This is a genomic window from Paenibacillus sp. FSL M7-0134 (genome assembly GCF_038007865.1).
In the GTDB taxonomy this organism is placed as follows: domain Bacteria; phylum Bacillota; class Bacilli; order Paenibacillales; family Paenibacillaceae; genus Paenibacillus; species Paenibacillus polymyxa_B.
The window spans coordinates 1,183,889-1,209,715 of record NZ_JBBOXV010000002.1 but is presented as its reverse complement, the minus strand read 5'-3'; the positions used below and the strand labels follow the sequence as shown (position 1 = coordinate 1,209,715).

The following is a 25,827-nucleotide window of genomic DNA, read 5'->3' as shown; positions in this document are numbered from 1 at the left end:
CGGATTTTAAACTCAGGTTATGAGCGGCTTTTTTAGCCGCCTTACATATATCATTTTTCAAGCTCGTTTGGGCTCTATTCATCCCAGTTTATTGCCCCAGCGGCACGTTATTGATTTCCCTATTCTGTTAGGTCGCACTCATTACTCATTATGGAGGAGAGAAATTATGCTAAAGCCATACCCGCTGCAATTTCAACCTGAGTTCAAAGAGAGAGTTTGGGGAGGACGGGCCTTAGAGCAATTTGGTCTAACCCCACCAGAAGGACATATCGGGGAAGGATGGATGATTGCCGATCATCCAAACGGAACAACAACGGTCATCAATGGTGAGCTGGCAGGCAAAGGACTGGATGAAATCCGCGAGACCTACGGGCAGGATTGGCTCGGGGCCAAGGGTGTATCGGAAAAAGGCGGACGATTTCCACTTTTGATTAAACTACTGGATTGTAATGATGACTTATCCGTTCAGGTGCATCCGACAGATGATTACGCAGGACTTCCAGCCGGAGAATTAGGGAAAACTGAAATGTGGTACGTGCTTGATGCCAAGCCAGATGCCAAGATTATTTATGGTCTGACCGAAGGTGTAACTCGCGAGAGTCTGCGCACAGCTCTTGAAAGTGGGGACATCCTCGGCAGTTTGCGCCAGGTTCCAGTCGAAGCAGGCGATACGTTCTTCATTCCCGCCGGAACCGTACATGCACTGTGTGCAGGCGTTGTCGTTGCTGAAATCCAGCAAAATTCGGATACTACCTATCGCTTATATGACTACAATCGCCCCGGACTAGACGGCAAGCCTCGTGAGTTGCATATCGAGGATTCCCTCAATGTAACCTCCTACGAGGGTGCAGGTGCAACAACGATGAAAACGGACGGCTTACAGCCTGGAAAATGGCTCCAGCTGGCTGCCTGTGAGTATTTTGTTGTGGAAAAGGGTATCGTAGATGGAAGTTGGGCACTTTCTACAACGGAAGACAGCTTCACCATTCTCGTGATTTGTGAAGGCAGTGGGACCATAACATGGAACAATAATACCGAGTCTCTTTCCTGTAAAGCTGGAGATTGCTTCCTGTTGCCTGCTAACCTGAGCGGTTACACGCTGAATGACGGAATGACCGTACTTAGATCTTATCTTCCTTAAAGCTTAAAGGATGTGATGTCTAATTATGCGGGAATACACCTTCACCATCGCTGAAAATGACGGAACAGAGCTTTTTGCCTACCGCTGGCTGCCTGATCAGAATTTGCCCATTAAGGGGATTGTTCAAATTTCGCATGGTATGTGCGAGACATCCTATCGCTACATTCGACTGGCCGAAAAGCTTACTGGTTGCGGTTATGGTGTGTATGCCAACGATCATATCGGTCACGGGCGCACGGCTGGTGATCCTGATAAGCTGGGTATGCCGGGAGCTAATGCGTTTAATCGAATGGCAAACGGCATGCTGGAGCTAGGCGAAATTGCGGCTAAGGAATTCCCTGATCAGTCTCGTTTTTTGCTGGGTCACAGCATGGGGTCCTTTTTAACCCAGAAAATTATGTATGATGATAGGCAAACGTATCACGGGTTTATTTTATCGGGAACCAACGGACGACGTGGTCTCCTAAAGCTCGGAGAGCAAGTTGCTCTACTGCAAGCCAAGCTGCAAGGAATGGATCATCGCAGCATGCTGCTCAACGCTATGGTCTTTGGCGGCTTTAACCGCGCCTTTCGTCCAGTGCGTACGGCGTTTGACTGGCTGTCCCGTGATCCTGAGGAAGTAGATCAGTTCGTACATGACCCATTATGTGGAGCTATTTGCACGACAGGCTTTTTTCTGGATTTTTTCAGGCTATTGCAAGAAATCCACTGGCCTTCCTCGCTGAAACACATCAATCCCAAGCTACCAGTTTATATTTTTGCCGGGGATCGTGATCCAGTGGGTTTGTTCGGTAAAGGTGTGTTGTCACTAGTGGAAATGTATCGAAGCCTAGAGCTTCAGGACATGGAGTATCGCCTCTATCCTGACGGTCGCCATGAGATGCTGCATGAAACAAACCGCGACGAGGTGATGAGTGACATCGTAGACTGGCTCGACCGTCATGTTAACACAGGGGTGACCTCTGTTTCCGCATTGTCTGGAGCCTCCGAGGCACCTGAACAATCAAACTCGCCCAAGTCATCAGCCTTGTGAGGAAATAAGAAAAGAAACCTTTAAAACCACGATTAAAGTGGGATTGAAGGTTTCTTTTTATTCCTTTATATTTCATTCGGGTATAGTTTTAAAAATCACCATGCATTTCGTTCTCTCAAGGAAGTAATATGAGCTGTATGATGTTTGCCATGCCAGGCATAGATGCCGATGTTTCGTTCCAGGCGGATCGTCTGGCCCGATTCAGGATGAATAAACGATCGGTGTAGCTGATCTTCTCCCAACGATCGCAACACGGTCACCCACCGTTCATGCAGTCCTTCTAGCAATTGCAACGAGGGTTCCAGTGGAAGCTCCCTGGCGTCTGGTATTTCGGCCCAACGCCCCTCATCATATGGCTTGATCGTAGGTGTATCCTCCGTCAGTGCCAGCTTAAAACGGATATAGCTGTTCATATGGCTGTCTGCCACATGATGAACTACCTGCCGAATCGTCCAGCCCCCTTCGCGATAAGGCGTATTTAGCTGCTGCTCATTCAATCCTTCGACCGCCTGACGCAGCTGTGCAGGCAATTCAGCAATGTCGTGAATCCATGCGATAAGCTGTTCTTCTGTAATGGTATCTGGAACAACGAATGATCCTATCGGATAGCGCAAGTCTTTATCCAAAACAGTTCCCGCCCTTCTCTACATCTACTGCCTGTCATATCAGTTGCCTTATGTTATAACTATGCAGGAAAAAAAGCAGACTCGCAAGAGTCTGCTTTTGTCATACACGTAAAGAGAAGATCCACTTACCTTTATTTTATCCTTCCAGTAACAATGATTCTGGATCTTCCAGCAATTCTTTAACCGTTACCAGGAAACGAACCGCCTCACTACCATCAATAATCCGGTGATCGTAGGACAACGCGATATACATCATCGGACGATTTTCCATTCGTTCCTCGTCGATGGCAATCGGGCGAAGTTGGATTTTATGCATTCCCAAAATACCCACTTGCGGCGTATTGAGAATCGGCGTAGACAGCAGGGAACCAAAAATACCTCCATTGGTTATAGTAAAAGTTCCCCCTTGCAAGTCGGCCAGAGAAAGTGAATTGGAGCGAGCTTTGCCAGCCAAATCTGCAATGCTCTTCTCGATCTCAGCAAAGCCGAGACGATCAGCATCCCTTACAACTGGCACGACTAAACCTTCCTTGGCAGATACAGCAATCCCGATATCATAGTATTTTTTCAGTACGATATCATCGCCATTAATTTCTGCATTCACGGTAGGGAAGCGCTTGAGTGCACCAACCACTGCCTTTGTAAAGAAGGACATAAAGCCCAAACCTACATCATGTTTTTCCTTAAACTTATCTTTACGGCGTTTACGCACATCGAGAATGGCAGTCATATCCACTTCATTAAAAGTGGTGAGCATGGCAGCTGTTTGCTGTGCTTCAACAAGACGCTTAGCGATCGTCGCTCTGCGTCGAGACATCCGCTGGCGTTCCACAGGCTTGCTGTACTCCGTTTGTGCTGGAGACGGAGGCGCAGGCTTGCTAGTAGCGGGAGACGCAGGTACAGATGCTGCACGTGACACTTCAGCGCTGTTATGCGTTTTTACATCCTCCTGGAAAACACGTCCGAGCGGGTCCTTTCCCTGTACCTGTTCAAGATCAATCCCGCGCTCACGCGCCAACTTCCGGGCGGATGGTGATGCGGTCTGGCCATTCCCGTCGCCATTCGATGAAATAGGCGGTGCAGACTTTTCTTCTGCTTTAACGCCGCCTCCTACGGAAGACGGTGAAGTCGCTACGGACGGTGCTTCAGGCGCTTGAGTCGCTGCAACTTCTCCAGCACCGGTTGATTCCGCATCACCACTGCCGCTTCCGATCAAGCCAACAGCTTCACCGATGACCACAGTATCTCCCTCCTGACGAAGGATTTTCTGGACCACACCTGCTTCTTCCGCACTAATTTCCAGATTGACCTTATCGGTTTCCAGCTCCAGTAGAACATCTCCCTGTCCTACGGAATCCCCTTCCTTCACAAGCCATTTGGAGATTGTTCCTTCCGTGATGGATTCTCCCATTGCTGGCACTATAATATCGCTCACAGCCGCTACCTCCCAAGTGTAATATTGTTTTTGGAATCCTGCTTCAACGCCGATTGAATAATTCGCTGTTGTTCTAGGCTGTGTACTTGCTGATAACCGCTGGCCGGGCTTGAACGATCTGGTCTGCCTGCGTAACGAATTTCCGCTCCCTGTGGCACTACATTCCGCAGACGAGGTTCAATGTAACTCCAAGCCCCCATATTTTTAGGTTCTTCCTGAGCCCATACGAACTCCTTAACATGCGGGAAGCGGCCGAAAATATTTCGAATTTCCTCTTCCGGGAAAGGGTATAGCTGCTCCACACGAATAATATGCAGACGCTCTTCTGCCTCATTCTTATCCTTTTCCAATGCTTCTTCGAGATCAATGGCAATCTTGCCACTGCACAGTACAATGCGTTCTACACGATCCGGACGTGCACCCAGACCCGGCTGTTCCAACACAGGACGGAACGCTCCTTCGCTGAATTCAGAAGCAGGCGAAGCGACACGATTATTACGAATCAGGCTCTTCGGCGACATCATCACAAGCGGACGGGCTTCCTCACTTTCGCTTAATGCAGCCTGACGGCGCAGCAGATGGAAATACTGAGAGGCACTGCTCAAATTAGCGACAGTCCAGTTATTTTGTGCGGACAACTGGAGAAAACGCTCCAGACGTGCGCTCGTGTGCTCTGGTCCTTGTCCTTCGCTACCATGCGGTAACAGCATCACCAGACTCGATTTCTGTCTCCATTTGGCACGGCCCGCAGAAATGAATTGGTCAAAAATAACCTGTGCACAGTTGGCAAAATCGCCGAATTGCGCTTCCCAAATCACTAACGTTTCAGGAGAATACACGTTATAGCCGTATTCAAAGCCGAGGACAGATGCCTCGGACAATGGACTGTTATGAATACTGAACGAAGCACGTGCTTCTGGCAATGTATGCAACGGGCAATGTGTACGGCCTGTTTCAGGCTCATGCAGCACGAGGTTACGGTGAGCAAATGTAGCTCGCTCCGCATCCTGACCTGTCATACGAATAGGCTTGCCGTCTGCGAGAATGGTGGCCAAAGCCAGCGTCTCCGCCAAGCTCCAATCTACCTTTTCTCCCTCGTTCAGAGCGGTTTTTCTACGCTGTAAAATTCGATCCAGCTTCGGATATACATGAAAAGCCTGTGGCCATTTGAGCAAGTTTTCATTGATTTGGCGCAGCTTTTTCAATTCCACTGCAGTACGTACCATAGAACTCTGATTCTTTTTCGCCTTCACAGGAGTCATTTCCGGCTCTTGTTCCGGTTGATTCTTCACATGCTCATGCGCTTCCTTCAGTCTGGTTTGGACCTTTTCAATGAGGCCGGCACTAAACGCTTCATCCACAACCCCCTGCTTCATCAGCTTTTGAGTATACAATTTGCTCACCGTCGGATGATTCTTCACCTTACGATATACCAGCGGTTGTGTTGTTTCCGGGTCATCGGATTCATTGTGACCATAACGACGGTAACCAATCAGATCAATCAGAAAATCCTTCTTGAAACGATTGCGGTATTCGCCAGCCATACGTGCTGCTGCAATACAAGCTTCGGGATTATCCGCGTTCACATGCACAATTGGAATTTCATAGCCTTTAGCCAGATCACTGGCATAACGGGTCGAACGGGAATCGACACTTTCCGTCGTAAAACCCAGACGATTATTCACAATAATATGGACCGTGCCGCCATTACGGAAGCCACGCAAATTGGTGAAATTAAGTGATTCTGCCACGATACCTTCACCTGGGAAAGCCGCATCACCGTGCATAATAATTGTAGCTGCCTTGCTCACATCCAGCTTCGGATAACCAGCCTCACTGCGGTCTTCCTGTGCAGCTCGTGAAAATCCTTGTACCACTGGATTCACATATTCCAGGTGACTTGGGTTATTCGCCAATGTCAGACGGGCCTGCACCGCTCCCCCATCTTTTACAAAACGATCAGCACCCAGATGATATTTCACATCGCCAGTCCAGCCGTAGTTAATTCCTGTGGAACCTTCCGACGGGATCAAATCTTTATTCGGCGAATGATGAAATTCAGAGAAAATTTTACTGTAAGGTTTGCCCAGCACATGAGCCAGTACATTCAAACGGCCGCGATGCGCCATACCCATCAGAACATGACTTGCTCCTGCATTTGTGGTTAGACGAATAATCTCGTCGAGTACAGGGACAAGCACATCATTACCCTCAATGGAAAAACGTTTCTGTCCGACGAATGTTCTATGCAAAAACTCTTCGAACTGTTCTACTTCTACCAATCTGCCCAGCAACGACTTGCGTTCCTGTGTTGTGAGTGGCTTGGAGGACCAGCCGGATTCTGCATAGCTGTTCAGCCAGCGGCGTTCCTCCTCGTTATGAATATGACTAAATTCATAGGCAATCGGACCCGTGTATGCTACACGTAACCGTTGAATGGCTTCCCATCCGTTAAGTGTTCCCGCAGGAGCGTTATCCCATATTAAAGAGGCTGGAAAAGCCTTTAAGTCTTGTTCAGTTAAACCGTAAGATGCTGGATTAAGCAGGCGTGTATCCTGCTCTGCATCCAGTTCCAGCGGATCGATTTGGGCGGCTAAATGTCCGTATTCACGGATATTCCACACCATTTTCCCCGCTGTAACCGCTTTCTGCAATGTGTTCGAGTCAAGGTGCCCCAAAGCACTTGTGGGGGGGCCTTGCAATTTGTTGTCTATCATGGAAGCAGCCGAGTATTCGGATTGTGGCGGCTCACCCCATTGATCAAACAGCTCGCGGTAAGCCGGATCAACTGTTCCGGGGTCCGCTACATACTTTTCATACTGGTCCTGCACATAACCTAGATTAGGTCCGTAATACGCCTGCCAAGGTACCTGTCTGCTGCTCTCTTCCATTGTCATCTCGTTCCCTCCGTCAAATTTTGAAATTCATAGCTGGACGGAAATCATTTTCATTTTTTTATTAAGTCTTCAATTTAAGCTGTTCACAATATGCTCACATTATATGAAATCCTTCATCAAAAGTCGAATTTCACAATTCTTATTCCTCTTCCATTGTATAAAGTTTTCTAGCTATGAGCATTTCCTTTTTCTCAACATATCCATGCGTAAATGAGATGAATCGGGCTATTCTGTAATTCTTACACCCTCATTATAGACGATTACCGTATTGATTATTTCAGACAACATATCGGACAATTAAAAGAGGCCATTCCACAAAAAGAAGAAAAGCTTTGACTGGTATAAAAAAGTAATCACTACAAATGGCGAGGATTTAGCTTCATTAAGATTGAAGACTGACACCCATTTGTGAGTCAGACTCAAACACCTGGCAACTTAAATAACCAGCCGTCAGATATCAACCGACGGCTGGTTATTTAAGTTTATGTTGCTCTCATACTACGCCAAACCATTTTGAAAACAACTTCCCAGTCCACCCCAATATGATTACGTTAACAGCAGAATTTAAAAGGTAGAGGGTCCGATACGATGCAAATTCAAACTTAAAGTGACATTAAAGTCACTTTTCTGTACAATATTCCTACTTTTCACTATTATTTTAATTAGGCATCTAAAAACCGCTTTGAAAGCGAAAGGGATGGAACTGTGACTGGATTAAAACAAGTACTCAGAAACAAGAATTATGTCAGGTTTTTTCTGGCAACCTTCGCCTCACAAATGGGAGGAATTATCGGGGTTACTGCATTCATGTTTTATTTGTTGAAACGGTTTACCAATCAGCCATACTATGCAACGCTTGCCGAGTTAATGTATTCGCTTCCGATGCTGGTAGTATTTCTCGTGGTTGGAGTGCTAGCAGATCGGATGGACCGACAAAAAATTGCTGTTAATTGTGACTGGATCAGCGCTTTTTTATCCTTATGTTTGCTTATTTTTATTTGGGTCGATTCGATTCCTTTGATATTTGCCCTCCTCTTCATCCGTAGTGCTGCCTCCAAATTTTTCTTTCCAGCCGAAAGTGCCATTATACAGGGGATATTAAACGAAGAGGATTACACCATTGCCGCAGGCCTCAACCAAATGATGGGGAGTCTTTTCATGTTATTTGGAGGAACTCTAGGGGCCGTCGTTTACTGGCACTTTGGAATTACTGGAGCCATCCTAATTGATGCTGTTTCTTTTATTGTGTCTGCACTGCTTATTCGTTCCTGCAAAATTCCAAAGGAAGTACGCCTTCCGAACGGAGCACATCAATTCAAACAATTAAAATTCAAACTTGTCATGATCGATTTTAAACAGGGGTTTCTTTACATATTACGCAACAGACTATTGCTTTGGTTGGTTTCAGGCTTTTTTATGTTCGGTATTTTAAATGGTGGTTTTAGCGTTTTACCGATGTTTATTCTTAAATATAAGCTAGCTCCAGACAACTATGAGCAGTATATGGTATGGACAGGTATTATTTTTGGAGCTGGTGTGTTGCTTGGTACCCTAATCGCATCTCTCATCTCCGCCAAGCTAAAGCTACACCAAATGATTGCAGCGGGAGTTCTGGTAGCCGGAATGGGTATGTGCACACTTGGATTTGTTGACCACCTCTATGCTTTTCTGATTATCAACTTTGTCATTGCACTGATACTTCCGTTCATTAACATTGGTATAGGAGGATGGCTTCCTCGTATTGTAGATCCTCAAATGATGGGACGAGTGCAAGGTTTGATTAATCCGTTAATGATGCTGTCCCAGTCTCTTACATTAGGTTTCATTGCTGTAAGCTTCCCTTCATTTATTCCAATTGAGCTCTTGTTTTTATTAGTTGGGGTCTGTACCGTTATTGTAGGAATATACTACACTATTGTGCTTCCCCGTTATGCTGATTACAGCACTCCTTCTAAAGCCCTTCAGGAATCTTTATAGGCAAATTAAAAAAGTCATACAGCAGACCATTCCGCCAACGATTGTTGAATTGCCACTTCTGCCTCCGAATCCAATGCAGAGGTGGCTTTATCCATATCTCCTCTCAAATGCTCCACAAGTACATACATTCGTTGCATACGACTAGCTCGTCAAAACCCAGTAGAGACAAGAGCGATAGGGTATGTAATATTCAAAAAAAAACGCCCGGCAGACGCATTAGCTGCATCAGCAGGACATTTTGATAAAAATCGGAGTAGCGGGATTCGAACCCACGACCTCACCCACCCCAAGGGTGCGCGCTACCTAGCTGCGCTATACCCCGATAACCCAGTGTATGTAGATCGATGCTGTTATTTACTATTATATTCTGGTCATAAAATCCTGTAAAGGGATTATTTTCTCATTCTTCCGTTGCATTTTTAAGTTGTTTTCATTATGGTAGATACAAAAGTTAAGAGGTCAAAGACAGAGATCTTAGGAGCTAACCATGCAAAGCAAAAAAGTGCTTATACCCGTTGCATTACTTCTTTTAATACAGTTAAGTGTTCCTATGTGCTATACCTTTGCACAGGATAACCTTGTCATAGATCATGAAACGAAAGAGAGATTCAAAGAACATTATGGCTTGGATGAACCGGAATTTCCTTCATCAAAGCAGCAGCAAAACATATTATTGGGAGGTGATTTTGGATTTACTCCCTCTGGTGATGCTGTTGTGGTGGAATTGACCATATTGATTCGGTATCCGCTCATTTTTATCAGTCAACAACTGGTACATTCACTGAAATCATAATTTTTTTCTACAAGTTCCATGATATAGAGCATAAGAATCATTTATTTCGTAGCAAGTTGTCTGCCACTCGGGGTCACTTCATCCTTCTTATTGAAAAGGTTTAATTCAATGGGGCCCTCCCATGTAGCCACAGCAGTTCATCGAATAAAAATGTCAGTCCATCCTTAGCGCGTAAGCGTTCGATGATCTCCGTGACAACTTGCATAACTTCCCCTTGTACACCCTCTGCCAGTTGCAATCCTCCGCTCTCTCCATCTAGGTAAAGATGTGTATGATATGATTGCTCCACCTTCTTCACATGGCGCAAACACAGTATGCCATTTTCGAGGTAAAAGAAGTATTGATGGTCATACAGAATCCCCTCGCATATCTCATACATATAAGGTAAATCATATGGCCCCTGAACCATGGATACCCGTTCCAATCCCATTACCCATTCTGTCATATATCCTCGCTCCATTCCTTTGTTCAAAGTTTCTTATTTGCCAATATACTTTCTTCTACAGGTAGTTTTTCAAACTAGGTGGTTGAACGATAATTAATTGCTAATTGTAAAACGTTTTGGTACGATAAGCATATTACTACGACGTTCACAAATAACATTTCAATAAACCAAATGCACATTACAGTGTTATTTTTGTTGTTTTCAAAATACATCGAACAGTGTTTATTGTCAATACTTTGATGTTGCTTTTTAACACTATAGAATGCATTTAGCTGGAGGAAAATATGATAAAGATTCATCTTTCCCGTATTATGGGCGAAAAACGAATAAATATTGCTGAGCTTTCCCGCATGACTGGATTACATAGAAACGGAATCACCAAACTTTACAACGAAGAAACAGACGGTGTGAAATTTGATACGCTAGATAAAATCTGTAAAGCTCTAGACTGCCATGTTCAAGATGTTATCGAGTATGTAGAGGATGATACAGACTAGATCCCTTCCGTTTATTTCCCCCTCCTCACGCATTTATTTGTTTAGAATTATCAAAATAGTAACTGTTGCTAATTTTAAATCATTTTGATACTATGAAGGCATTAAATTAGTTTACTTATAATCTTGTTAACTAGATTACTTATTTACATAATATATATCCCTAACCTACACTTGTCAACTAGTTTACTTGATTACTTTTGGAGGAATTGTTGTGATTAGATTTTCTCTTGATAAAATTATGAAAGACCGTGGACTAGAACAGAAAGATATTGTTTCTATTACGGGAATTAATAGGAATACGGTTAAAGCTTTGGCCTCCAACGCAAACGCCCGAATTGACTTTCCAACCTTGAATACACTTTGTAGAACCCTTGGTGTACTCCCTGGTGAACTGATCGAATACTTGCCAGAAGACGACGAAGAGAGCCGTTAACATGCTTACGGCTCTCTGTTCTTTGTATAATATTCAAAATACTTTTTTACCGATCTTCCCATTCAATTGATTTCGATCATCGTAATCCCTTCCTATCGACGATTTCAAATAAACTCTTCCCATGTATGATAAATGTCAAATAAAGCATTAGGGTTACGTTGTCCCTTTAATACTGCAAACATTTTATTCGTTACGATCATGATCACATCCATATCTTTTTGCTTAGTCAAACCAGTGATAACAGGGCGATTAAGGCTAACATACGACTTGGGTTTAAAAACAACTCCCCAATCCAACGCACTGTGATTACTTTTTACAACCTCACCTAGATAAATGGCAATATCCAATGTAAAAGCTTGGGATTTTGTGTCGAGTTTATTCTCATATATATAGCTCTTCAACCATTCTTCAGTCTCTGAATGCTCCTCTTTTAATTCTGAAGCACTTTTACTTTGAATCTGCACATTCCTTAGATACCATTCCCAAATATCTATTAGCGAACGATCACTATAATCCAGATGTATCTGTGAAAATGCGCCAAGTTGCTCTAAACGCGAAGGTATTTGTTGTTTAAACCAATTAAAATGTTCCTTAGCTTCGTTTTTACTCATTTCAGAGTATTCTTTCATGACAAAAGGTAGTTGCATTAATTTATATTTCATTTCAAAAATTCCCTTCTTGCTTTGCTATCTTAACTCGAGAAAAATTCACGGTAACACCACCTGATACTAAGATCGTTAGAAGATCCGTAAAATATTGCTGTGGTGAAAATCCATAACATCTCTCTTCTTGATCCCATTCTTCCTCGAATCTTTCCAACAAATAATGTGCGTTTTCCCAATGGATCGTGAACGGTCCTACTGTCCCAAAACCTCCACAGAGACAGTCCGATATACTGTCCAAGCTAAATCCATAGTACCCTCCGGGCCCATTAATCGCTTCACCAAGTGCTATGAAAAATGTTGTAAAATCAGATATGTATTCGCCGTCCAAGGTGTAGACTTCTCCTCGTTTATCCAGTCTGGCAAAATGATTAGATGCAGAATGTATTCTAGTCACGTTTAGCCACCCGGACCGTTCTTCTTTAGAAAAGCCTTGCCATATATTATTTTCAAGCGACTTATCACCCTTAAAAAACTCCCATAATCTTAATTCCACAGGGGAGGGCTTCGTTTCAAGTATACCTGTTAACTCCAGATTGAAGTTTCCTTTATTGTAGTTTAGTTTATGGATTATGTAGGATTCAGATAGATGAAAATAATAGCTTCCAATCACTTTTTCTTCATCATTTAAAATAGCAATGTACAAGTTGTATATAGATTGTTTTAACTTCATTATGTTTTCTATGAATTCTTCATTAAATACAAATTGATCAAAATTGACCTTTTCATACGTTTCGACAATGATATCACCCGTTAAGCCAACTACATCTCTACAATAACCAACTGTGAGCCCACTTTCATCGTCAATGACAGCAAATCTCGGCCTCATTCTATATTATACCTCCTCACAATAAATTTAAGGAATGTAGCATTTCGGAATAGAGCAATAATCAATTAATTTGAAGCCAATAAGGTTTAAAGTCATCTACACTTCTTATCTTTTTTAGATCTTCTGCAGGTATTGCAAAATAAATTTTTCCCTTCTCGGACTTAAATGTTAACGAAGCATCATACTTCTTTTCAACAATCCACTGCTTTATTTCCAACATCTCTTGAAGATAATGAGTGGCTGAAAAGTTACCTTTAATAAGAATTGTAGCGTTTGATGAGAAAGCTCGGCTAACAGTAGAATAGCTTGGAATTTCATTGCGGTATATTATAGTATGACTTCCAAGACTATATATATCTACTATCACTTCTGCATCTGATCCTGTAACTTCCTTTACTGTTTTGGTCACGGCTGTTTTTACCTCATCCATCCAAATAGAACAGGCATAGTTATCCATCATTTGCCCATAATAGTCTTCTTCCACCAAAAAAGAAATCCCTAATCCAGAGCTCACATTAGCTATAAATTTATCATTTTTAAAATCATAATCTACTGAGTCAATTTTCCAGTTCATAGTGTACATTTTATGTAGATAGTCAGTAACATTGCTCCGGAATTGGACTCTTTTTATCGGGCTTCCTGTTGTAATGGATACAACTGTATATGCAATAACAATGATGATCACGAATAAAACAGCTTTTTTCAGCACTCCAACCAAACCTCTCTAATAAAGAATCATGTAAAAAGTTCTAAAGATTCCAGCAAAAAGTCACGCTTATATTTGTTTTTATAATCGGCTAGCTTTCTTCTTATCATTTGTCTACATATGTCCTTTTGAGCCTCGGAGATTTTATCTTGCACGTTACTTATCAATTGATAGGATTGTCTACTCGCTTCAAAGGTATCATCCAGTAAATCTACCAGCTCCACAACATGAGTAGATACATCAAAAAATTCTAAAGCATATAACAGTGTTCCCCTATTCCCCTTGGTCTTTGGATTTCTTAACAAGTCGATAAGAGGCAACACCGCTTCACTGTCTCCTAGATCAGCTAACGTAATGGCGATTACATTTCTTAGCAATACACTATCCGTCGTTGCTAAATATCTCAATAATATTGGAGTGAATGTATGATCAAGCTTTTCACCTATCTCCTCTATAATCCTTACCGCTTCCTTTAAATCTCCACTTTCTATGACTTCTTCTAAACGCATTTTGTTCATAGTTTACCACCCCACCTTATTACAATATATAGCAACTATCCAGTCTTAATGCAATTCAACAATTTACATATGATAACAATCCTATGTCTCTTTTGTATATAGCGAACATTGTCGAGACCCTAAAGAGATATCCACTCATTGATTTAAAATAAACAAAATGTTATATTGTCTATAAAATAATCATCATTTAATTGAGGTGTTTGCTAAAATGGATCATTCCGAACTGTTCTGGAATGCTGGTATCGAAGAACTGAAGCGAGGATATATTCGCCAAGAAGAGCAGGTCATTTGCCTGCTGGACGGACAGCGATTTGAGCAAGGCATTATATATCAGGATCAAGGGGTATTTTATGATGCCGAGAGGTACATGCGCCTTCATATTGAGCGGACGTATGGTTCAGTCTTTGACTATTTGATCGGCTTGGACAAAAAGCTGACTGGACTGACGGATCATCAGAATCGGTTGCTTCAGTTATTTTATCAAGGCATGGGCGATGCGGATATTCAAAAGGAAACTGGAATCGGCAGCGCATCCACTATACGTAATCATCGCTTTGGTCTCAAAGAAAAAGAACGGCAGGCCAAGGTATTTCTCACATTAATGGAGCTGCTAAAGGAGAAGGACCGCCACGCTCCCGCCATTGTAGAAGTACCCATAGGAGCACGGATGGTGGACGAACGCTACAACATTACGGAAAACGAGCGGCAAAAGGTACTCACGAAGTATTTTCCGAATGGGACAGACGGACGCCTAAAGACCTTTAAAATGCAAGAAAAACACAAGCTGATTGTGCTGCGTGAAATTGCGGACCGTTTTGTAAAGGGACAAATATATCATGAGAAAGATATCAATGCGATTTTACAGGAAGTGTATGACGATTATGTCACGGTGCGAAGATATATGATTGAATACAATCTATTGGATCGTAAGCCGGATGGCAGTGAATATTGGTTGAAGGAATCTTGAAGCTAGGCGCTTATGAAATCAGCAATTTGCATAATTCGATTCCCAACGCTCGTAGGTACAATATATAGACGAACTAAATCGTTTCGATCTATACATTGCTGATTTGAAAATGCTCTTGGGATTTATGCAAAATGCTCAAATAGGAGGATTCGACAATGAATCGAAGAAAAGAATTGGTGCAGCAGTACATGGAGATGAAGACAGAGGCAGGAATCTATTGCATTCGAAATACACATAATGGAAAAATTTTCGTCTCTTCAACGCTGAATTTAAAGTCGCTGAATGGACGGCGTTTTGAGTTGAACATGGGTGGATTTAAGAATAAACAACTACAACAGGAATGGAATGAGTATGGCGAAGATTCGTTTGAATTTGAAGTGCTGGACGTTTTGAAGAAAAAGGACTCCGTGTTCTTTGATGTCAAAGATGCACTAGCAAAGCTGGAGCAGACCTGGCTTGATCGACTCCAGCCTTACGGGGACAAAGGGTATTTGTAAACTTACCGATCCACGGGATGCTCTTCCCGAAGGTATCCAAAAATAACAGCGTCGACAAATTGACCTTTTTCATAAAAATAGTCTCTCAGGTGACCCTCTTTAGTAAAGCCACTTTTGAGTAGCAGCCGTTTGGAGCCTTCGTTATCTGGATCAATGAAGGCTTCTATACGGTGAACCTGCGGCAATTGAAAGCCATAATTCACGACCACCTTCATCGCTTCTGTCATCAGACCTTGCCGCCAATATTCCGGTGCCAGCTCATAGCCGATTTCAATACGGGAGTGCTTCTTCTGCCAGTTATGAAATCCAATTGTACCCACGATCCGCTCAGGAGCTTCTTTTAACGTAATCCCCCAACGAAAGCCCTCTTGCTTCTCATATCTGGTTAGCATCGAACGAATAAATTTTTCGGCTTGCTCTACCTCTGTAAAGCTTTCCAAGTCATAATATTGTGTGACCTCATCCTTGGAAAAATAGCCGAACACATCCTCCGCATCCCCTACTGTAAGCTGTCTTAAACGAAGCCTATCGGTTTCTAAAATCGGAAACGTTTCCATTGACATTATCCATCTCCTCCTTTACATCGAAGAACCTACCTTATCAGCCACCAGCCAATCCCAACCATCACTCCATTTATGAAGAATAATACAATACATGCTCTCCACTTGCTGATTCCACTTGTTTGAAAAAAACCTGTGACTTTACTACGACACATGAACAACGTAAACAACAAATTCCAAATAATACGCATACCATATTTTACGTAGTATAGAGCAGGGTTTAGCTGTACACCGCCCAACGTTGGAGGGATATCCGGAATAAACAGAATTGCACACGTATAACGCATGGTCTCATATGTAAAATAAAATACTGCCAGCCACCAAGCCCACTTCTTACCAAATAACATACCGACACCGGCAGTCGTCCCTGCCAAACCGAGTAACGCGATAAATCCTTGAAACATGCCCCTACAAATGCCTACTAACGTAGAAGCCTCATTTAATGCATTAAGCGTCAATAGCTGGGTCACCAACAGAAGTGCCCCATTAAAGATCAATAAAATGGCTGAAATGCTTACACCTAAAGGTCGTTCGAAAACCACGTTCGTTACATAATCTTCTACTTCTTTTTTCGTATACAGATCTGACACTTCTTCTACTCTCCTAACCCAAATTATATACTTCCATTTTCGGGCGGGTATAATAACAGTATGTTCTCGCCTCATTCCCATATATCGGCTTTTAGGAAAATATGATTTAATCTTTCCTGAAAATTCCGTTATCCGTAAGCTAATCATTATTATTCAGTGCAGCCATACTGCTAATGACATCCTCTAAGGGTGTCAAATTAGCGTCATGAGAATCTCTATCATTAACAGAATCCCAAATAGAGTAATATCTATCCTTATACTACCATTCTAAGAATGAATCTGACAAATGAATAGACTACTACTCGCGCTTATGAATGTATACGCGTTATTTTCGTGGCCCTGTAACCTTCTGATGACTGGATATACTCTACTTGATAACCCATTCGAACATCCAAAAGCCCTTCCATAAATGGAAGGCACGGACTGTAAATAAAACTCCCTCCTGGCCGAATGGCTCTAAGCAATTCCATATATTTGCGAGCGTACTCATGAATATTACCATCTGCCTTCAGATGATGATGTATAAAATGATTGGAGAATGCCATATGTGAAACGATCGTTCCCCATGTACGTTCTCCAAAGGTGATCTCTAACCAATCTCCTTGAGTGACACAACCTTCTGTTTCAGCCAACCGATCTGTTCCGTAAGCCTCAATTCCACAGGCGCGTAAATAAGTAACTAACCGTGCCTCAGATCCGCAACCAACGTCTAGAACAGGCTCTTGCAAACGAGCAATGTCCAATCCCAGTAGATTGGCTTGCAACTCCGGCGTATACTCCTCACAAGGTATCCAAAAGGTATACTCACACTCTGCATACTTAGCAAACATTTCACGTCCGTTGGTACGAGTTAAAAAATCTCTCAAATGCCCGTAATGCTGCTGAAGCAGCAAGTCCAGGGTTGCTCTATCTATAAATTTCTTCTGAAACAGTTTTTCAATCCGGGTGAAAAGTCGATCATACAGCTCCGTAAGCTCCCTCGCATGATCTGTGTGAAAATGTAGATACTGATTGGTATTTACAAACTGGGACAGTATTTTAGCCGCTACATCCTTCACAAAAGCGTTATACGTCTGCTGGCGCTTCAAGCTTTGAAGCATGAGGATCAGTTCCGAGCTTCTCTGCGTCAGCCAGTACGTCATTTCCGTTGAAGGTCCTAACAGAACAGAACCCTCGCGCATATAAAATAAACTCCGATGCTGATTGTACAGGAGTTGATCGTTAATAAGATTATGAAGTTGAGCGACTGTCATTCTGCGCTTCCTCCTTAAGATCCAGAACATTAAAGCCCTACCCAAGCCTAAGCAATGCTATCTTTGGGTAGGGCCAGCTTATTTTCTAAGTATACCATGACTATGGAAATAATGTTTTATTGCGAATCCTCCGTCTGTACATAAGAGGATAAAGGAATATTCAGCTCACGGATCCCCTGGGCTACCAGCCGAGCTATTTGCTCCGCACCGTATTCCTGAAAATGTGTATCATCCTTCACTCCATCAGGAAATGCAGGATACACCCCTGGCTCCAAGTGTAAAAATAACGGGAGTGTTCCTTCGAGGCCAAGTGTATCATAGTACGCTACACTCAAGCGGCTAAGATCGACCAGTGCAACATCTGTCTCCGATGCTGTTTCCTTCATGGCCTGCACATATTCCGGGAAACTAATTCGAAACGAGACACTTGCCGCATCATAATCCCGGCGGCCAACAGGAGTAATTAGCACAGGTGTTGCACCGCGTTGGATGGCTCCTTGGATGTAGGTTTTTAAGTAAACTTTGTAATCCGCGGGTGAAACATAACGCTCTTGGTTGTTGATCGCGGCATCATTATGCCCAAACTGTATGAGCAGATAATCTCCTGGACGGATATTGCGTAAAATATCATCTAACCGCCCTTGTACCAGAAAGGTTTTCGTGCTTCGTCCACCAATAGAACGGTTCACAAATATAGGCTCATCTGTGAAGAACGGAGCAATCATTTGCCCCCAGCCCGCCTGAGGCTTCATCGCGGATTTATAGGTTTGAACCGTAGAATCTCCCGCAAGGTATACCGAAGGATGTTCTCCAGCCGTTCGAGCATCCTTTGGAGTAATAACCAAAGCGTTAATCTTCGCTTCATTACCTGAGAAATACAATTCGAGCTGACCATCGATGAGTGCAAGTTCAAATCCAGCCTCGACAAATTGTCCTGCTGTTTTGGTAGTAGGTTCTACCTTGACGATGGACTCGGCTTTAACCGTAATGTCTGTGTTTCCGGCAGTATCTCCGGCAATTAGAGAAAGCGTGTAATCCGCAGGTGGTAAATTGACAACAAATGATGATCCTTGAACACGAACAAAATCTGAGCGTATAGCATCACTTCCACCACGATCCTCTTCATTCACTTTGGAAAGATCGGTAAATCCATAGCCTCGCTCAGGCGTGTAAACATCCTTGGCAGTGACTTGGGTGTAGCCGTCAGCTACGTTCCCAGGGCCAAAGTCAAATCGAAGAGGCGCCGCAAGCTGTCTTTCGGCCAGTGCCTGCCCTGGGATAAGTATGGTTGCAAACAACAAGCTGAACCCTGCGCATAATCCAATCATCTTACCGAACAACCTGTGACGCTTTCCCTTTTGTTTCAAGCGCAACCCTCGCTTTTCAGGTTATTTGAGTGGTTTGTCATTGTCTCTACGTGTATTGCTCCCCGCCAGCTTTTGACAACCTTGATCCAGCGCCCAGGATACCACAATGCCAACCGTGTACCTGATCAGATCCGCGGTCAGGAACCCTTTCCCAAGCACCAAGCCGCCCAGCGTCGTTGCCCGAATGTGGTTAATCCAGGGAGCCTGGTACATCTGGCTGAACTCAATGGCGAAGCAAAACAGCAAGCTGCCCCACAGGGCTACAGACAATTGACGATTCACCCACAACATTCTCAGCCCCAAATAAATCATGCACGCCCACAAGGCATCCCCAAAGTGATTAGCAACGAATTCAGGCAACCGGGAGGAGTAAACCCGGCTTCCCAAACCCAACAAGATCGTGACCAGCACAGCAATTAGGTACGCAGCGCGAGCCTTCCAGCGGAATTTCCCCTTTATTTCCCGATTGGCCTTCCTAATGACGCTCTTACGAACGCTCCTCATGCTAAATCACCCGTCCTAATGCTGGGACATCTCCGCCAAGCTGCTGGAAATTCGTAAAGCATCCTCTCTTGGATAGCGCTTGCAAGATTGCTGAACCTTTTGCTGATGTCATATTGTATGCACACCAACTTGTCTGTATTTTTCATAATATAATTAATCATAATGAGCCTCCGTAATATCGTACAAACGTATCAGCAACTTCCAAACTGTTCGTGTGAGGATACTAAAATTCAATACCACGCACCTTGGCAAAAACCATTTGGTGTACCATGCTTCCCTCTTCATCATACTCGACGTTTCTTAAAATCCCCTCCAGTGTAAAACCTGCACGTTCCGCTACCTTGGCGCTGCGCGTGTTTCTGGAATCACAACGAATCTCCACCCGATTGGCATGTAAATGCTGTATGGCAAAATCGGTAATACCGTGTACGGCCTCTGTTATAATGCCTTTTCCGGTCCATGATGTTCTGAGCCAATACCCAATTTCAAATCTTCGTGCATCCCAATCAATACGATGCAGACCGCTGCTGGCTACAAATTCTCCCGAAACCGTATCAAATATATACAACATCATATCAGACCGATCCAGAAATTTAAGTCTGGCTTGGCGCGAACGGATTTCAGATTCCTCTGCCGTAGGAAGATTTCTTGCAAACGGAAGCCAAGGCCGCAGTTCATTCGCACTCTCTCGTATCGCCTCATTGACTGCCGCCCCATCCCCCCATTGCGGAGCGCGTATGGTCAATCGCTCCGTCTGGAATTGGTCAGGGAACGATAAGAGAATGGGATTCGGTTGCTGCTCCATACTCATGATGCACCCTCCTCCTTATTCGTTGAATAACTGCGACGATCCAGCCAACCTGTGATTTCACGCAAACTCCCAATCTGATAGTCCGGTACAATGCCTGTTTCCTGCCACGTCATAAAGCCTTCCAGCCAGATGGTATGCAATCCTGCACTTTGTGCACCACGAATATCATTTGTCGGGTGATCGCCTACATAACAGGCATGGCCGGGATCGACAATGTCCAGCTCATTCAGAGCCAACTCGAAAATTCGAGGATTAGGCTTCTGGATGTTGACGCCGCCCGATACGATAATAGAATCCACATAATCCCTCAGCATAACTCGGTCGATTTTCGCTTGCTGCGTGCGGAGTGAGCCGTTGGTAATAATACCCAGCTTCAAGCCACGCGACCGCAGTTCGGACAACACTTCCTTGGCCCCGTCCATCAACACCGTAAACTTATGAAATTCACCATACCAAAAGCCCAGCATCTCTTGTACTGACGTATCGGAATTTTTCAGTTCCAAGTCTGCATGCAGCTCGGTATACAGTTCCCTCTTATCCCGGTACCCGTCCTGATCCGCCAAACGTATCTGTTCAACAACAGCCGCGCGGCTCGCCGGTTCTTCTGCCACAATAAATCGTTCAATAAAGCGCTCTGTATATGCCGCAAACGCCTGTTTACTATGAATAAGAGTATTATCCAGATCAAAAATAATCGCTTCTATGGACATAAATAGCTCCCTTCCTTCATCTTCTTGCACCGATTAGGCTGAAACAAATTGAATAATTCCTATTAGAAATAAAAGAAAAAAAACAGACAAGAAAACGATGATCATGTACTTCAAGATTCTCTTGGAGGTCGACTTTTGTTCCAGTTTGATCTCGATCTGGGTCAACCTTTCTTTGATTTCTTCCAAATCCTGCTCCACCTTCACATCATGCTCCCCTTCCTTCGTTTCGACTTATTCATCTTCCTGACACTCACTCACACAAGTTGCTCCAAAAACGCACTTTTTTTACGGCATTAAAATCAATTTGTTCATAAGGCTTCTCCCCAAATTCCAGCTTGAAATACTCCTGCAAACATTCCCCATACACGATAATATCCGTTTGATACACTGAAAATACCGGATTTCCTTCTTCAGATGGCTGCTCTGGGATATATCGATGTCCGTTGATCGGGATTAGCTTGGGCACACGTAAAAACTCACGTTTACATATATCAACGGCTTCCGCCGAATCTGTCGGTTTTTCGCCCCATTCGGGAGGCCAGAATATATGCTGCTCTACATCAAAAATCATACCTTCCAGCGGCCAATTCAACCTTTGCCGAATTACCCCCATCCGCTGTGGTGACGTATCTCTCCAAGGAATAAAGCTTTTACCGATGGGAAGAACACTCATCAGAAGCTCCCGCAAATCGGGTGGGAAGTGAATATCATACCTGCCTTCGACGTCGGTAACCTCCTGCATGGATAAGCCTGGAGCTAAGGTCACATCGTGTTTACGTAATAAATCTATGATATAAGCGATATCCATCTCTTATCGACTCCTCAGCAGCTAGCTAGTTGACCGGATTGGTCAAGAGGCCTACCAGGCTTGTAACTTCAACTTCACCAACACGGCGCGGGCCTTCCATAAAATATCCCCTTGTTCCTACCTGTATCCGGTGTCGGTGTACCTTTTCCCTCATTTCTCCAAACAAAACCCACATTCTCGCCTGTCCTTCCCGGTGAACCGGACGCTCGGTATCCATGATCAATTGACCATCTCCATCTTCAAACTCAGGATGTATGGCGTAAATCCCCGTCGTCGTGATATCATCGCTCTCATAGGCAAAATCGCAGCGGTACCCCTGAAAAGGCAGCTATTTCCTGCCTCCTTCTTCCGGCGTGTAAAATCGATACTTTATTGTAAAATCGTGCGTATGCTGTCTGCTATTTTCATAGGGGTTCCACATTTCATATCATCCCCTTAGGTCTTTTCCAAAAATATGTACTTCTTTCTAGTGTAATTCAATAGGAAAAGAAATCCAAGACCTATCCGCAATACATTGCTGAATAAGCTTGGATTATATGAGAGTCCTTTATTATAATATATGACTTCTATACTTGCTGTCCGTTCACCTGAACATCTACGGCTACTTGCTGCCCCAACCAAGCCTGCATGCGATTCCACGAAAAAACCTGCTCCATGTGAAATACACCATATGGAAGTTCTGAACGGTACAGGGCGAGCGCTGCAAAGACGGTTGCCTTAGCGGTTAAATTAGATTGATGGTGCCCCCTCAGCCGACATTCGACCTTCGTCTCCTTGCCATTGAGCGTTCCTCGGGCATCTACCTTGACCGCTACAGCATTCCCTCCTAGATGTATCTTGCCAAAGCTGCGAACTACAGCATCACGCACAGTTTTCTGTCGGAGTAAACCTGATACTCCTATCGTTCGAAGCCCTGCCAGAAGCCGGGTGGTCAAGCGCGAATCGAAGCAAAGGCGTGTGCTAACCGTAGGAACTTTGAGCGTACGAGGAAGTGTCTGCTGATCCGAAAAAGGAAATCGATACGCCCGATGACGACCCACTCCTGCACCAAAGTCTGCTACTATGCCGTCGGTAAAGCTTTTTCGAGTCACAGGGCGTCCCTGTTCTATAACCTCCAAATCGGCATGAATCTGATCTACTGTCCACTCAATGGCAGCCTGACCGTGTTGATCTCCCAAGCCCAGCATCAAAGATATGTTCAACTCATCTGTCTGATCCATGAGCTGTGTCGCTTGCAATGCCAACAGATTGGTCAGTCCCGGAGCTAATCCTACACTTAACAGGGCTGTGGCCTGATAAGCTCGGGCCTCCTGATGACACTGCTCCACCTGACTCAAAAAGTCCGCATTCGCTGTAATATCCATGTAATGCACCCCATGTTGTAGACAGGCACGTACCAAGGTCGTATTATCCTGATCCAGACACATGATCACCATTTTGGCTTGCTCTAATATCGACGGGTCCATCGGCTCATGAATATTTAGCTGCAAGGGCCGTATCTTACCATTCGATTGTCTACTAAATTCAGTGGCTCGCTCCAGACTACGACCTGCGGCAAATACCTTGCCGGGAAACATTTCACTTAACTCCGTGCATATAATTTTTCCAACATGGCCATACCCGCCAATGATGATGATGTTATCCTTTGTCATAAGTCGTCTCTCCCTCTTTAACCGCAAACCATGCATTTACTAAAAAAGCGCCATAATACCGGGTGATGTGGGTAAAGCCTGCCTCTATCAACAGTTCCTGTATTGCCGCATTGGACACCGGGTTTGACTCACGACCGATGGAAGCAGCGAATCGTTCCCAATCCTCGAGTGAAATGCCCTGACTCAGCATATGACCTTTCCATGCCTGCATTTGGATGGAAAAAGAAGGATCCTGCGGATTCCCATTAATAGAAGCTAGACAAAGAGGCGCACCCGGCTTGAGTCGAGCGGATATCTGGCGTAGCAATGCCTGTTTACTTTCCAAGCTCCGAAGAAAATGAAGCACCAGCAGGCAGGTAGCAGCGTCATAGACCGGTTCTCTGCATGACTCTTCGCCGTGCTTTTCGTGCTGTTCTTCAGGCTGTTCTCCAGACAACTCTTCCAACGTACCTGCAACAAACGATATTTTTGAACTGATGCCCGCATGTGTCACACGCTTACGTGCCAAATCCAGCATGTGCTCAGAGGGATCGACTGCCGTAAAGGACCATGCTTCATGGCGCCCTCCGAGTGTTATCAATTCCTGACCGCCTCCAGCACCGACAATTAGCACATTTGGATCTATATTTCTAGTATGAGCTTGTGCCTCAAGCTGTGCGGTTATCAAACAGTCTGTCATCTCATACAAATGAGCATATCCAGGTATTTTTAAAGCAATCGTATCCGCGTACTTATGCACATTCGGATGATTCCAGCTCATAGGTTGGTTTGAGTCCGTATTTCCAATAGGGGTATGTCTCATATGTGCTTTCCTCCAAACATTTAGCCTTGATCTTCTCAGACCATTCGTTTATTGTAGATTTTATTAAGAATCATTCTCAATTATAAATACAATACGAATATCCACCATCCCATAAATGTGGGATTTAATAATCGCGCTTGAGAATCTCCAGCTTTCACGATAGGAGTAAATGATGAACGCACACTACACGCAATTTGCACAGCTTAAGGACGCCCGACAGCAAATCATTGATCTGGGGGAAAAAGCACCCTCATCCCTAACGTACAAGCACACCCTAATCGACCGCTTGCGTACTCAGATTGCTTTCGATGCGGCGTGCTGCACCTCAGTAGATCCGCGTACGCTGCTTTCCACGGGGGCATTTACAGAGTCGGGTGTGGAGGACATTCATAACAAACTGCTGGAATACGAATATCTGCACGACGATATGATGAAATATGATCAGTTGGTGCGAGAAGGACAGTCTGTAGCGACGCTACATGGGTCTACACAAGGCCAACCGGATCGGAGCACACGATATAGAGATGTTTTGCAACCCGCCGGATTCGGGGACGAGCTGCGTGTTCCATTTATGTACAAAGGGAGCTGTTGGGGATTTCTTACGTTGTTCCGTCATCGTGGAAAGCCTGTATTCAGCGAGGAAGAGCAACAACTGCTTGAAGCATTAGCGCCGTCCATAGCCTACCATCTGCGTCAGGCCAGTGTCGGTTTATCTCCAGCCCCTGCCATGATCACGGAAAATGAACTTGAGCCAGGGGTTCTAATGCTTTCCGATAAGCTAGAACCGATCTCGTCCAATACAGTAGCAGAGCAGTGGCTACAGCTGCTTCGGCAGCAGGAGGGAATCCATGAAGACAGCCTTCCGGCTCCTGTCCGGGCGGTATGCCTGCGAGCGCTATCCACTGCCACTGCACCAGCCCGACTATGTATCCCTTCCGCAGACGCAGGCACCCCATGGGTAACCATCAGAGCCACCCTTCTGCAAGGCGGACAGGAGCATACGGGCCAGAAGCAGCTAGCCGTATGGTTTGAGGCTGCTAAAGCAACTGACATGCTACCGCTTATGGCCGAGGTGTACTCATGGTCCGAACGAGAGAGACAAATTGTCCAACTCATTGTTCAGGGCTTTTCGACCAAGGAGCTGGCCAACGCACTTCATATTACTGCCTACACGGTGCAGGATCATCTGAAAGCGATTTTCTTGAAAACAGATGTAAGCAGCCGTCGTGAGCTAGTATGGAAGGTATATTCTAGATTCAATTAACCTATGTAAAGAAGACAGATGACCCGATTAGGGATCATCTGTCTTTGCAT

Annotated in this window: 29 protein-coding genes and 1 tRNA gene; 9 read left to right on the top strand and 21 right to left on the bottom strand. The window is 44.3% G+C overall.

Features of this window, described 5'->3' with window-relative positions:
• Positions 1-166 precede the first annotated feature (166 nt).
• Positions 167-1,141, top strand: coding sequence for a type I phosphomannose isomerase catalytic subunit (locus tag NSQ58_RS21085; RefSeq protein WP_023987749.1), 975 nt, complete (start codon positions 167-169; stop codon positions 1,139-1,141).
• Positions 1,142-1,166: 25 nt separating this feature from the next.
• The gene (locus NSQ58_RS21080) at positions 1,167-2,174 is read left to right on the top strand and encodes an alpha/beta fold hydrolase (RefSeq protein WP_053324957.1); all 1,008 of its coding nucleotides are present in this window, start codon (positions 1,167-1,169) and stop codon (positions 2,172-2,174) included.
• Between the two features lie 95 nt (positions 2,175-2,269).
• On the opposite strand, the gene NSQ58_RS21075 is transcribed toward NSQ58_RS21080, so the two are convergent.
• From NSQ58_RS21075 to NSQ58_RS21065, 3 genes are all read right to left on the bottom strand, one after another.
• A complete protein-coding gene (locus NSQ58_RS21075) occupies positions 2,270-2,800 on the bottom strand; it encodes a YfiT family bacillithiol transferase (protein ID WP_053324956.1) in 531 nt (176 codons plus the stop codon).
• Positions 2,801-2,936: 136 nt separating this feature from the next.
• On the bottom strand, positions 2,937-4,235 hold the full coding sequence (odhB, locus tag NSQ58_RS21070; RefSeq protein WP_028542972.1) for a 2-oxoglutarate dehydrogenase complex dihydrolipoyllysine-residue succinyltransferase: 1,299 nt from the start codon (positions 4,233-4,235) through the stop codon (positions 2,937-2,939).
• Between the two features lie 5 nt (positions 4,236-4,240).
• Positions 4,241-7,132 carry a 2-oxoglutarate dehydrogenase E1 component gene (locus NSQ58_RS21065; protein ID WP_340858815.1) on the bottom strand — a complete coding sequence of 964 codons (2,892 nt, stop codon included), beginning with the start codon at positions 7,130-7,132 and terminating at the stop codon, positions 4,241-4,243.
• A 705-nt stretch (positions 7,133-7,837) separates the two neighbouring features.
• Here NSQ58_RS21065 and NSQ58_RS21055 point away from each other — a divergent pair.
• On the top strand, positions 7,838-9,109 hold the full coding sequence (locus NSQ58_RS21055) for an MFS transporter (RefSeq protein WP_341058153.1): 1,272 nt from the start codon (positions 7,838-7,840) through the stop codon (positions 9,107-9,109).
• Between the two features lie 14 nt (positions 9,110-9,123).
• Here NSQ58_RS21055 and NSQ58_RS21050 read toward each other — a convergent pair whose 3' ends face one another.
• Both NSQ58_RS21050 and NSQ58_RS21045 read right to left on the bottom strand, forming a co-directional pair.
• The gene (locus tag NSQ58_RS21050; protein ID WP_256026503.1) at positions 9,124-9,246 is read right to left on the bottom strand and encodes a hypothetical protein; all 123 of its coding nucleotides are present in this window, start codon (positions 9,244-9,246) and stop codon (positions 9,124-9,126) included.
• Positions 9,247-9,357: 111 nt separating this feature from the next.
• Positions 9,358-9,431, bottom strand: a tRNA-Pro gene (locus tag NSQ58_RS21045).
• Between the two features lie 165 nt (positions 9,432-9,596).
• Between NSQ58_RS21045 and NSQ58_RS21040 the strand changes: the two genes are divergently transcribed.
• Positions 9,597-9,902, top strand: a complete 306-nt coding sequence (locus NSQ58_RS21040; protein WP_023987743.1) for a hypothetical protein — start codon at positions 9,597-9,599, stop codon at positions 9,900-9,902.
• Between the two features lie 100 nt (positions 9,903-10,002).
• Here the strand turns inward: NSQ58_RS21040 and NSQ58_RS21035 are convergent, their stop codons facing one another.
• The gene (locus NSQ58_RS21035; protein WP_445671679.1) at positions 10,003-10,347 is read right to left on the bottom strand and encodes a hypothetical protein; all 345 of its coding nucleotides are present in this window, start codon (positions 10,345-10,347) and stop codon (positions 10,003-10,005) included.
• Positions 10,348-10,631: 284 nt separating this feature from the next.
• Here NSQ58_RS21035 and NSQ58_RS21030 point away from each other — a divergent pair, with 284 nt between their 5' ends.
• Together NSQ58_RS21030 and NSQ58_RS21025 are read left to right on the top strand one after the other, a co-directional pair.
• Positions 10,632-10,844, top strand: a complete 213-nt coding sequence (locus NSQ58_RS21030) for a helix-turn-helix domain-containing protein (protein ID WP_023987741.1) — start codon at positions 10,632-10,634, stop codon at positions 10,842-10,844.
• A 211-nt stretch (positions 10,845-11,055) separates the two neighbouring features.
• Positions 11,056-11,277 carry a helix-turn-helix domain-containing protein gene (locus NSQ58_RS21025; protein ID WP_010349271.1) on the top strand — a complete coding sequence of 74 codons (222 nt, stop codon included), beginning with the start codon at positions 11,056-11,058 and terminating at the stop codon, positions 11,275-11,277.
• A 104-nt stretch (positions 11,278-11,381) separates the two neighbouring features.
• On the opposite strand, the gene NSQ58_RS21020 is transcribed toward NSQ58_RS21025, so the two are convergent.
• The 4 genes from NSQ58_RS21020 to NSQ58_RS21005 all read right to left on the bottom strand — a co-directional run bounded on the left by NSQ58_RS21020 (position 11,382) and on the right by NSQ58_RS21005 (position 13,992).
• Positions 11,382-11,939, bottom strand: a complete 558-nt coding sequence (locus tag NSQ58_RS21020; RefSeq protein WP_341058152.1) for a hypothetical protein — start codon at positions 11,937-11,939, stop codon at positions 11,382-11,384.
• 1 nt (position 11,940) lies between these two features.
• Entirely contained in the window at positions 11,941-12,768 is an 828-nt protein-coding gene (locus NSQ58_RS21015; RefSeq protein ID WP_341058151.1) for a barstar family protein, read from the bottom strand.
• A 61-nt stretch (positions 12,769-12,829) separates the two neighbouring features.
• The gene (locus tag NSQ58_RS21010; RefSeq protein ID WP_023987739.1) at positions 12,830-13,477 is read right to left on the bottom strand and encodes a hypothetical protein; all 648 of its coding nucleotides are present in this window, start codon (positions 13,475-13,477) and stop codon (positions 12,830-12,832) included.
• Between the two features lie 26 nt (positions 13,478-13,503).
• Positions 13,504-13,992, bottom strand: a complete 489-nt coding sequence (locus NSQ58_RS21005; RefSeq protein ID WP_023987738.1) for a HEAT repeat domain-containing protein — start codon at positions 13,990-13,992, stop codon at positions 13,504-13,506.
• A 208-nt stretch (positions 13,993-14,200) separates the two neighbouring features.
• Here NSQ58_RS21005 and NSQ58_RS21000 point away from each other — a divergent pair, with 208 nt between their 5' ends.
• Positions 14,201-14,959: a DUF2087 domain-containing protein gene (locus NSQ58_RS21000; RefSeq protein ID WP_023987737.1), complete on the top strand. Its 759-nt coding sequence runs from the start codon at positions 14,201-14,203 to the stop codon at positions 14,957-14,959.
• Positions 14,960-15,114: 155 nt separating this feature from the next.
• On the top strand, positions 15,115-15,456 hold the full coding sequence (locus NSQ58_RS20995; RefSeq protein WP_341058150.1) for a GIY-YIG nuclease family protein: 342 nt from the start codon (positions 15,115-15,117) through the stop codon (positions 15,454-15,456).
• Positions 15,457-15,458: 2 nt separating this feature from the next.
• On the opposite strand, the gene NSQ58_RS20990 is transcribed toward NSQ58_RS20995, so the two are convergent.
• From NSQ58_RS20990 to NSQ58_RS20940, 11 genes are all read right to left on the bottom strand, one after another.
• Positions 15,459-16,019, bottom strand: a complete 561-nt coding sequence (locus NSQ58_RS20990) for a GNAT family N-acetyltransferase (protein ID WP_341058149.1) — start codon at positions 16,017-16,019, stop codon at positions 15,459-15,461.
• 29 nt (positions 16,020-16,048) lie between these two features.
• On the bottom strand, positions 16,049-16,606 hold the full coding sequence (locus NSQ58_RS20985; protein WP_341058147.1) for a hypothetical protein: 558 nt from the start codon (positions 16,604-16,606) through the stop codon (positions 16,049-16,051).
• A 308-nt stretch (positions 16,607-16,914) separates the two neighbouring features.
• Positions 16,915-17,859, bottom strand: coding sequence for a class I SAM-dependent methyltransferase (locus tag NSQ58_RS20980; protein WP_341058146.1), 945 nt, complete (start codon positions 17,857-17,859; stop codon positions 16,915-16,917).
• 116 nt (positions 17,860-17,975) lie between these two features.
• Positions 17,976-19,187 carry a rhamnogalacturonan acetylesterase gene (locus tag NSQ58_RS20975; protein WP_341058558.1) on the bottom strand — a complete coding sequence of 404 codons (1,212 nt, stop codon included), beginning with the start codon at positions 19,185-19,187 and terminating at the stop codon, positions 17,976-17,978.
• Positions 19,188-19,247: 60 nt separating this feature from the next.
• The gene (locus tag NSQ58_RS20970) at positions 19,248-19,730 is read right to left on the bottom strand and encodes a ribosomal maturation YjgA family protein (RefSeq protein WP_279831658.1); all 483 of its coding nucleotides are present in this window, start codon (positions 19,728-19,730) and stop codon (positions 19,248-19,250) included.
• Between the two features lie 223 nt (positions 19,731-19,953).
• Positions 19,954-20,541, bottom strand: coding sequence for a GNAT family N-acetyltransferase (locus NSQ58_RS20965; protein WP_160789227.1), 588 nt, complete (start codon positions 20,539-20,541; stop codon positions 19,954-19,956).
• On the bottom strand, positions 20,538-21,251 hold the full coding sequence (locus tag NSQ58_RS20960) for an HAD family hydrolase (RefSeq protein ID WP_341058145.1): 714 nt from the start codon (positions 21,249-21,251) through the stop codon (positions 20,538-20,540). Before NSQ58_RS20960 ends, NSQ58_RS20965 begins: the two co-directional genes overlap by 4 nt.
• A gap of 250 nt (positions 21,252-21,501) precedes the next feature.
• Positions 21,502-22,059: a hypothetical protein gene (locus NSQ58_RS20955; protein ID WP_053324940.1), complete on the bottom strand. Its 558-nt coding sequence runs from the start codon at positions 22,057-22,059 to the stop codon at positions 21,502-21,504.
• Between the two features lie 25 nt (positions 22,060-22,084).
• Positions 22,085-22,282: a hypothetical protein gene (locus tag NSQ58_RS20950; RefSeq protein WP_341058144.1), complete on the bottom strand. Its 198-nt coding sequence runs from the start codon at positions 22,280-22,282 to the stop codon at positions 22,085-22,087.
• Between the two features lie 343 nt (positions 22,283-22,625).
• Positions 22,626-23,711, bottom strand: coding sequence for a saccharopine dehydrogenase family protein (locus tag NSQ58_RS20945; protein ID WP_341058142.1), 1,086 nt, complete (start codon positions 23,709-23,711; stop codon positions 22,626-22,628).
• Positions 23,698-24,513, bottom strand: coding sequence for a class I SAM-dependent methyltransferase (locus NSQ58_RS20940; protein WP_341058140.1), 816 nt, complete (start codon positions 24,511-24,513; stop codon positions 23,698-23,700). The genes NSQ58_RS20945 and NSQ58_RS20940 overlap by 14 nt, the downstream gene beginning before the upstream one ends.
• 172 nt (positions 24,514-24,685) lie before the next feature.
• Between NSQ58_RS20940 and NSQ58_RS20935 the strand changes: the two genes are divergently transcribed.
• Positions 24,686-25,777, top strand: a complete 1,092-nt coding sequence (locus tag NSQ58_RS20935) for a LuxR C-terminal-related transcriptional regulator (protein WP_341058555.1) — start codon at positions 24,686-24,688, stop codon at positions 25,775-25,777.
• Positions 25,778-25,827 lie beyond the last annotated feature (50 nt).

Coding starts and splice junctions, on each gene's coding strand:
- NSQ58_RS21085 (WP_023987749.1), top strand. CDS start 167: ATGCTAAAGCCATACCCGCTGCAATTTCAACCTGAGTTCAAAGAGAGA.
- NSQ58_RS21080 (WP_053324957.1), top strand. CDS start 1,167: ATGCGGGAATACACCTTCACCATCGCTGAAAATGACGGAACAGAGCTT.
- NSQ58_RS21065 (WP_340858815.1), bottom strand. CDS start 7,132: ATGACAATGGAAGAGAGCAGCAGACAGGTACCTTGGCAGGCGTATTAC.
- NSQ58_RS21050 (WP_256026503.1), bottom strand. CDS start 9,246: ATGCAACGAATGTATGTACTTGTGGAGCATTTGAGAGGAGATATGGAT.
- NSQ58_RS21040 (WP_023987743.1), top strand. CDS start 9,597: ATGCAAAGCAAAAAAGTGCTTATACCCGTTGCATTACTTCTTTTAATA.
- NSQ58_RS21035 (WP_445671679.1), bottom strand. CDS start 10,347: ATGACAGAATGGGTAATGGGATTGGAACGGGTATCCATGGTTCAGGGG.
- NSQ58_RS21030 (WP_023987741.1), top strand. CDS start 10,632: ATGATAAAGATTCATCTTTCCCGTATTATGGGCGAAAAACGAATAAAT.
- NSQ58_RS21020 (WP_341058152.1), bottom strand. CDS start 11,939: ATGAAATATAAATTAATGCAACTACCTTTTGTCATGAAAGAATACTCT.
- NSQ58_RS21015 (WP_341058151.1), bottom strand. CDS start 12,768: ATGAGGCCGAGATTTGCTGTCATTGACGATGAAAGTGGGCTCACAGTT.
- NSQ58_RS21005 (WP_023987738.1), bottom strand. CDS start 13,992: ATGAACAAAATGCGTTTAGAAGAAGTCATAGAAAGTGGAGATTTAAAG.
- NSQ58_RS21000 (WP_023987737.1), top strand. CDS start 14,201: ATGGATCATTCCGAACTGTTCTGGAATGCTGGTATCGAAGAACTGAAG.
- NSQ58_RS20995 (WP_341058150.1), top strand. CDS start 15,115: ATGAATCGAAGAAAAGAATTGGTGCAGCAGTACATGGAGATGAAGACA.
- NSQ58_RS20990 (WP_341058149.1), bottom strand. CDS start 16,019: ATGTCAATGGAAACGTTTCCGATTTTAGAAACCGATAGGCTTCGTTTA.
- NSQ58_RS20980 (WP_341058146.1), bottom strand. CDS start 17,859: ATGACAGTCGCTCAACTTCATAATCTTATTAACGATCAACTCCTGTAC.
- NSQ58_RS20975 (WP_341058558.1), bottom strand. CDS start 19,187: ATGATTGGATTATGCGCAGGGTTCAGCTTGTTGTTTGCAACCATACTT.
- NSQ58_RS20970 (WP_279831658.1), bottom strand. CDS start 19,730: ATGAGGAGCGTTCGTAAGAGCGTCATTAGGAAGGCCAATCGGGAAATA.
- NSQ58_RS20965 (WP_160789227.1), bottom strand. CDS start 20,541: ATGAGTATGGAGCAGCAACCGAATCCCATTCTCTTATCGTTCCCTGAC.
- NSQ58_RS20960 (WP_341058145.1), bottom strand. CDS start 21,251: ATGTCCATAGAAGCGATTATTTTTGATCTGGATAATACTCTTATTCAT.
- NSQ58_RS20955 (WP_053324940.1), bottom strand. CDS start 22,059: ATGGATATCGCTTATATCATAGATTTATTACGTAAACACGATGTGACC.
- NSQ58_RS20945 (WP_341058142.1), bottom strand. CDS start 23,711: ATGACAAAGGATAACATCATCATCATTGGCGGGTATGGCCATGTTGGA.
- NSQ58_RS20940 (WP_341058140.1), bottom strand. CDS start 24,513: ATGAGACATACCCCTATTGGAAATACGGACTCAAACCAACCTATGAGC.
- NSQ58_RS20935 (WP_341058555.1), top strand. CDS start 24,686: ATGAACGCACACTACACGCAATTTGCACAGCTTAAGGACGCCCGACAG.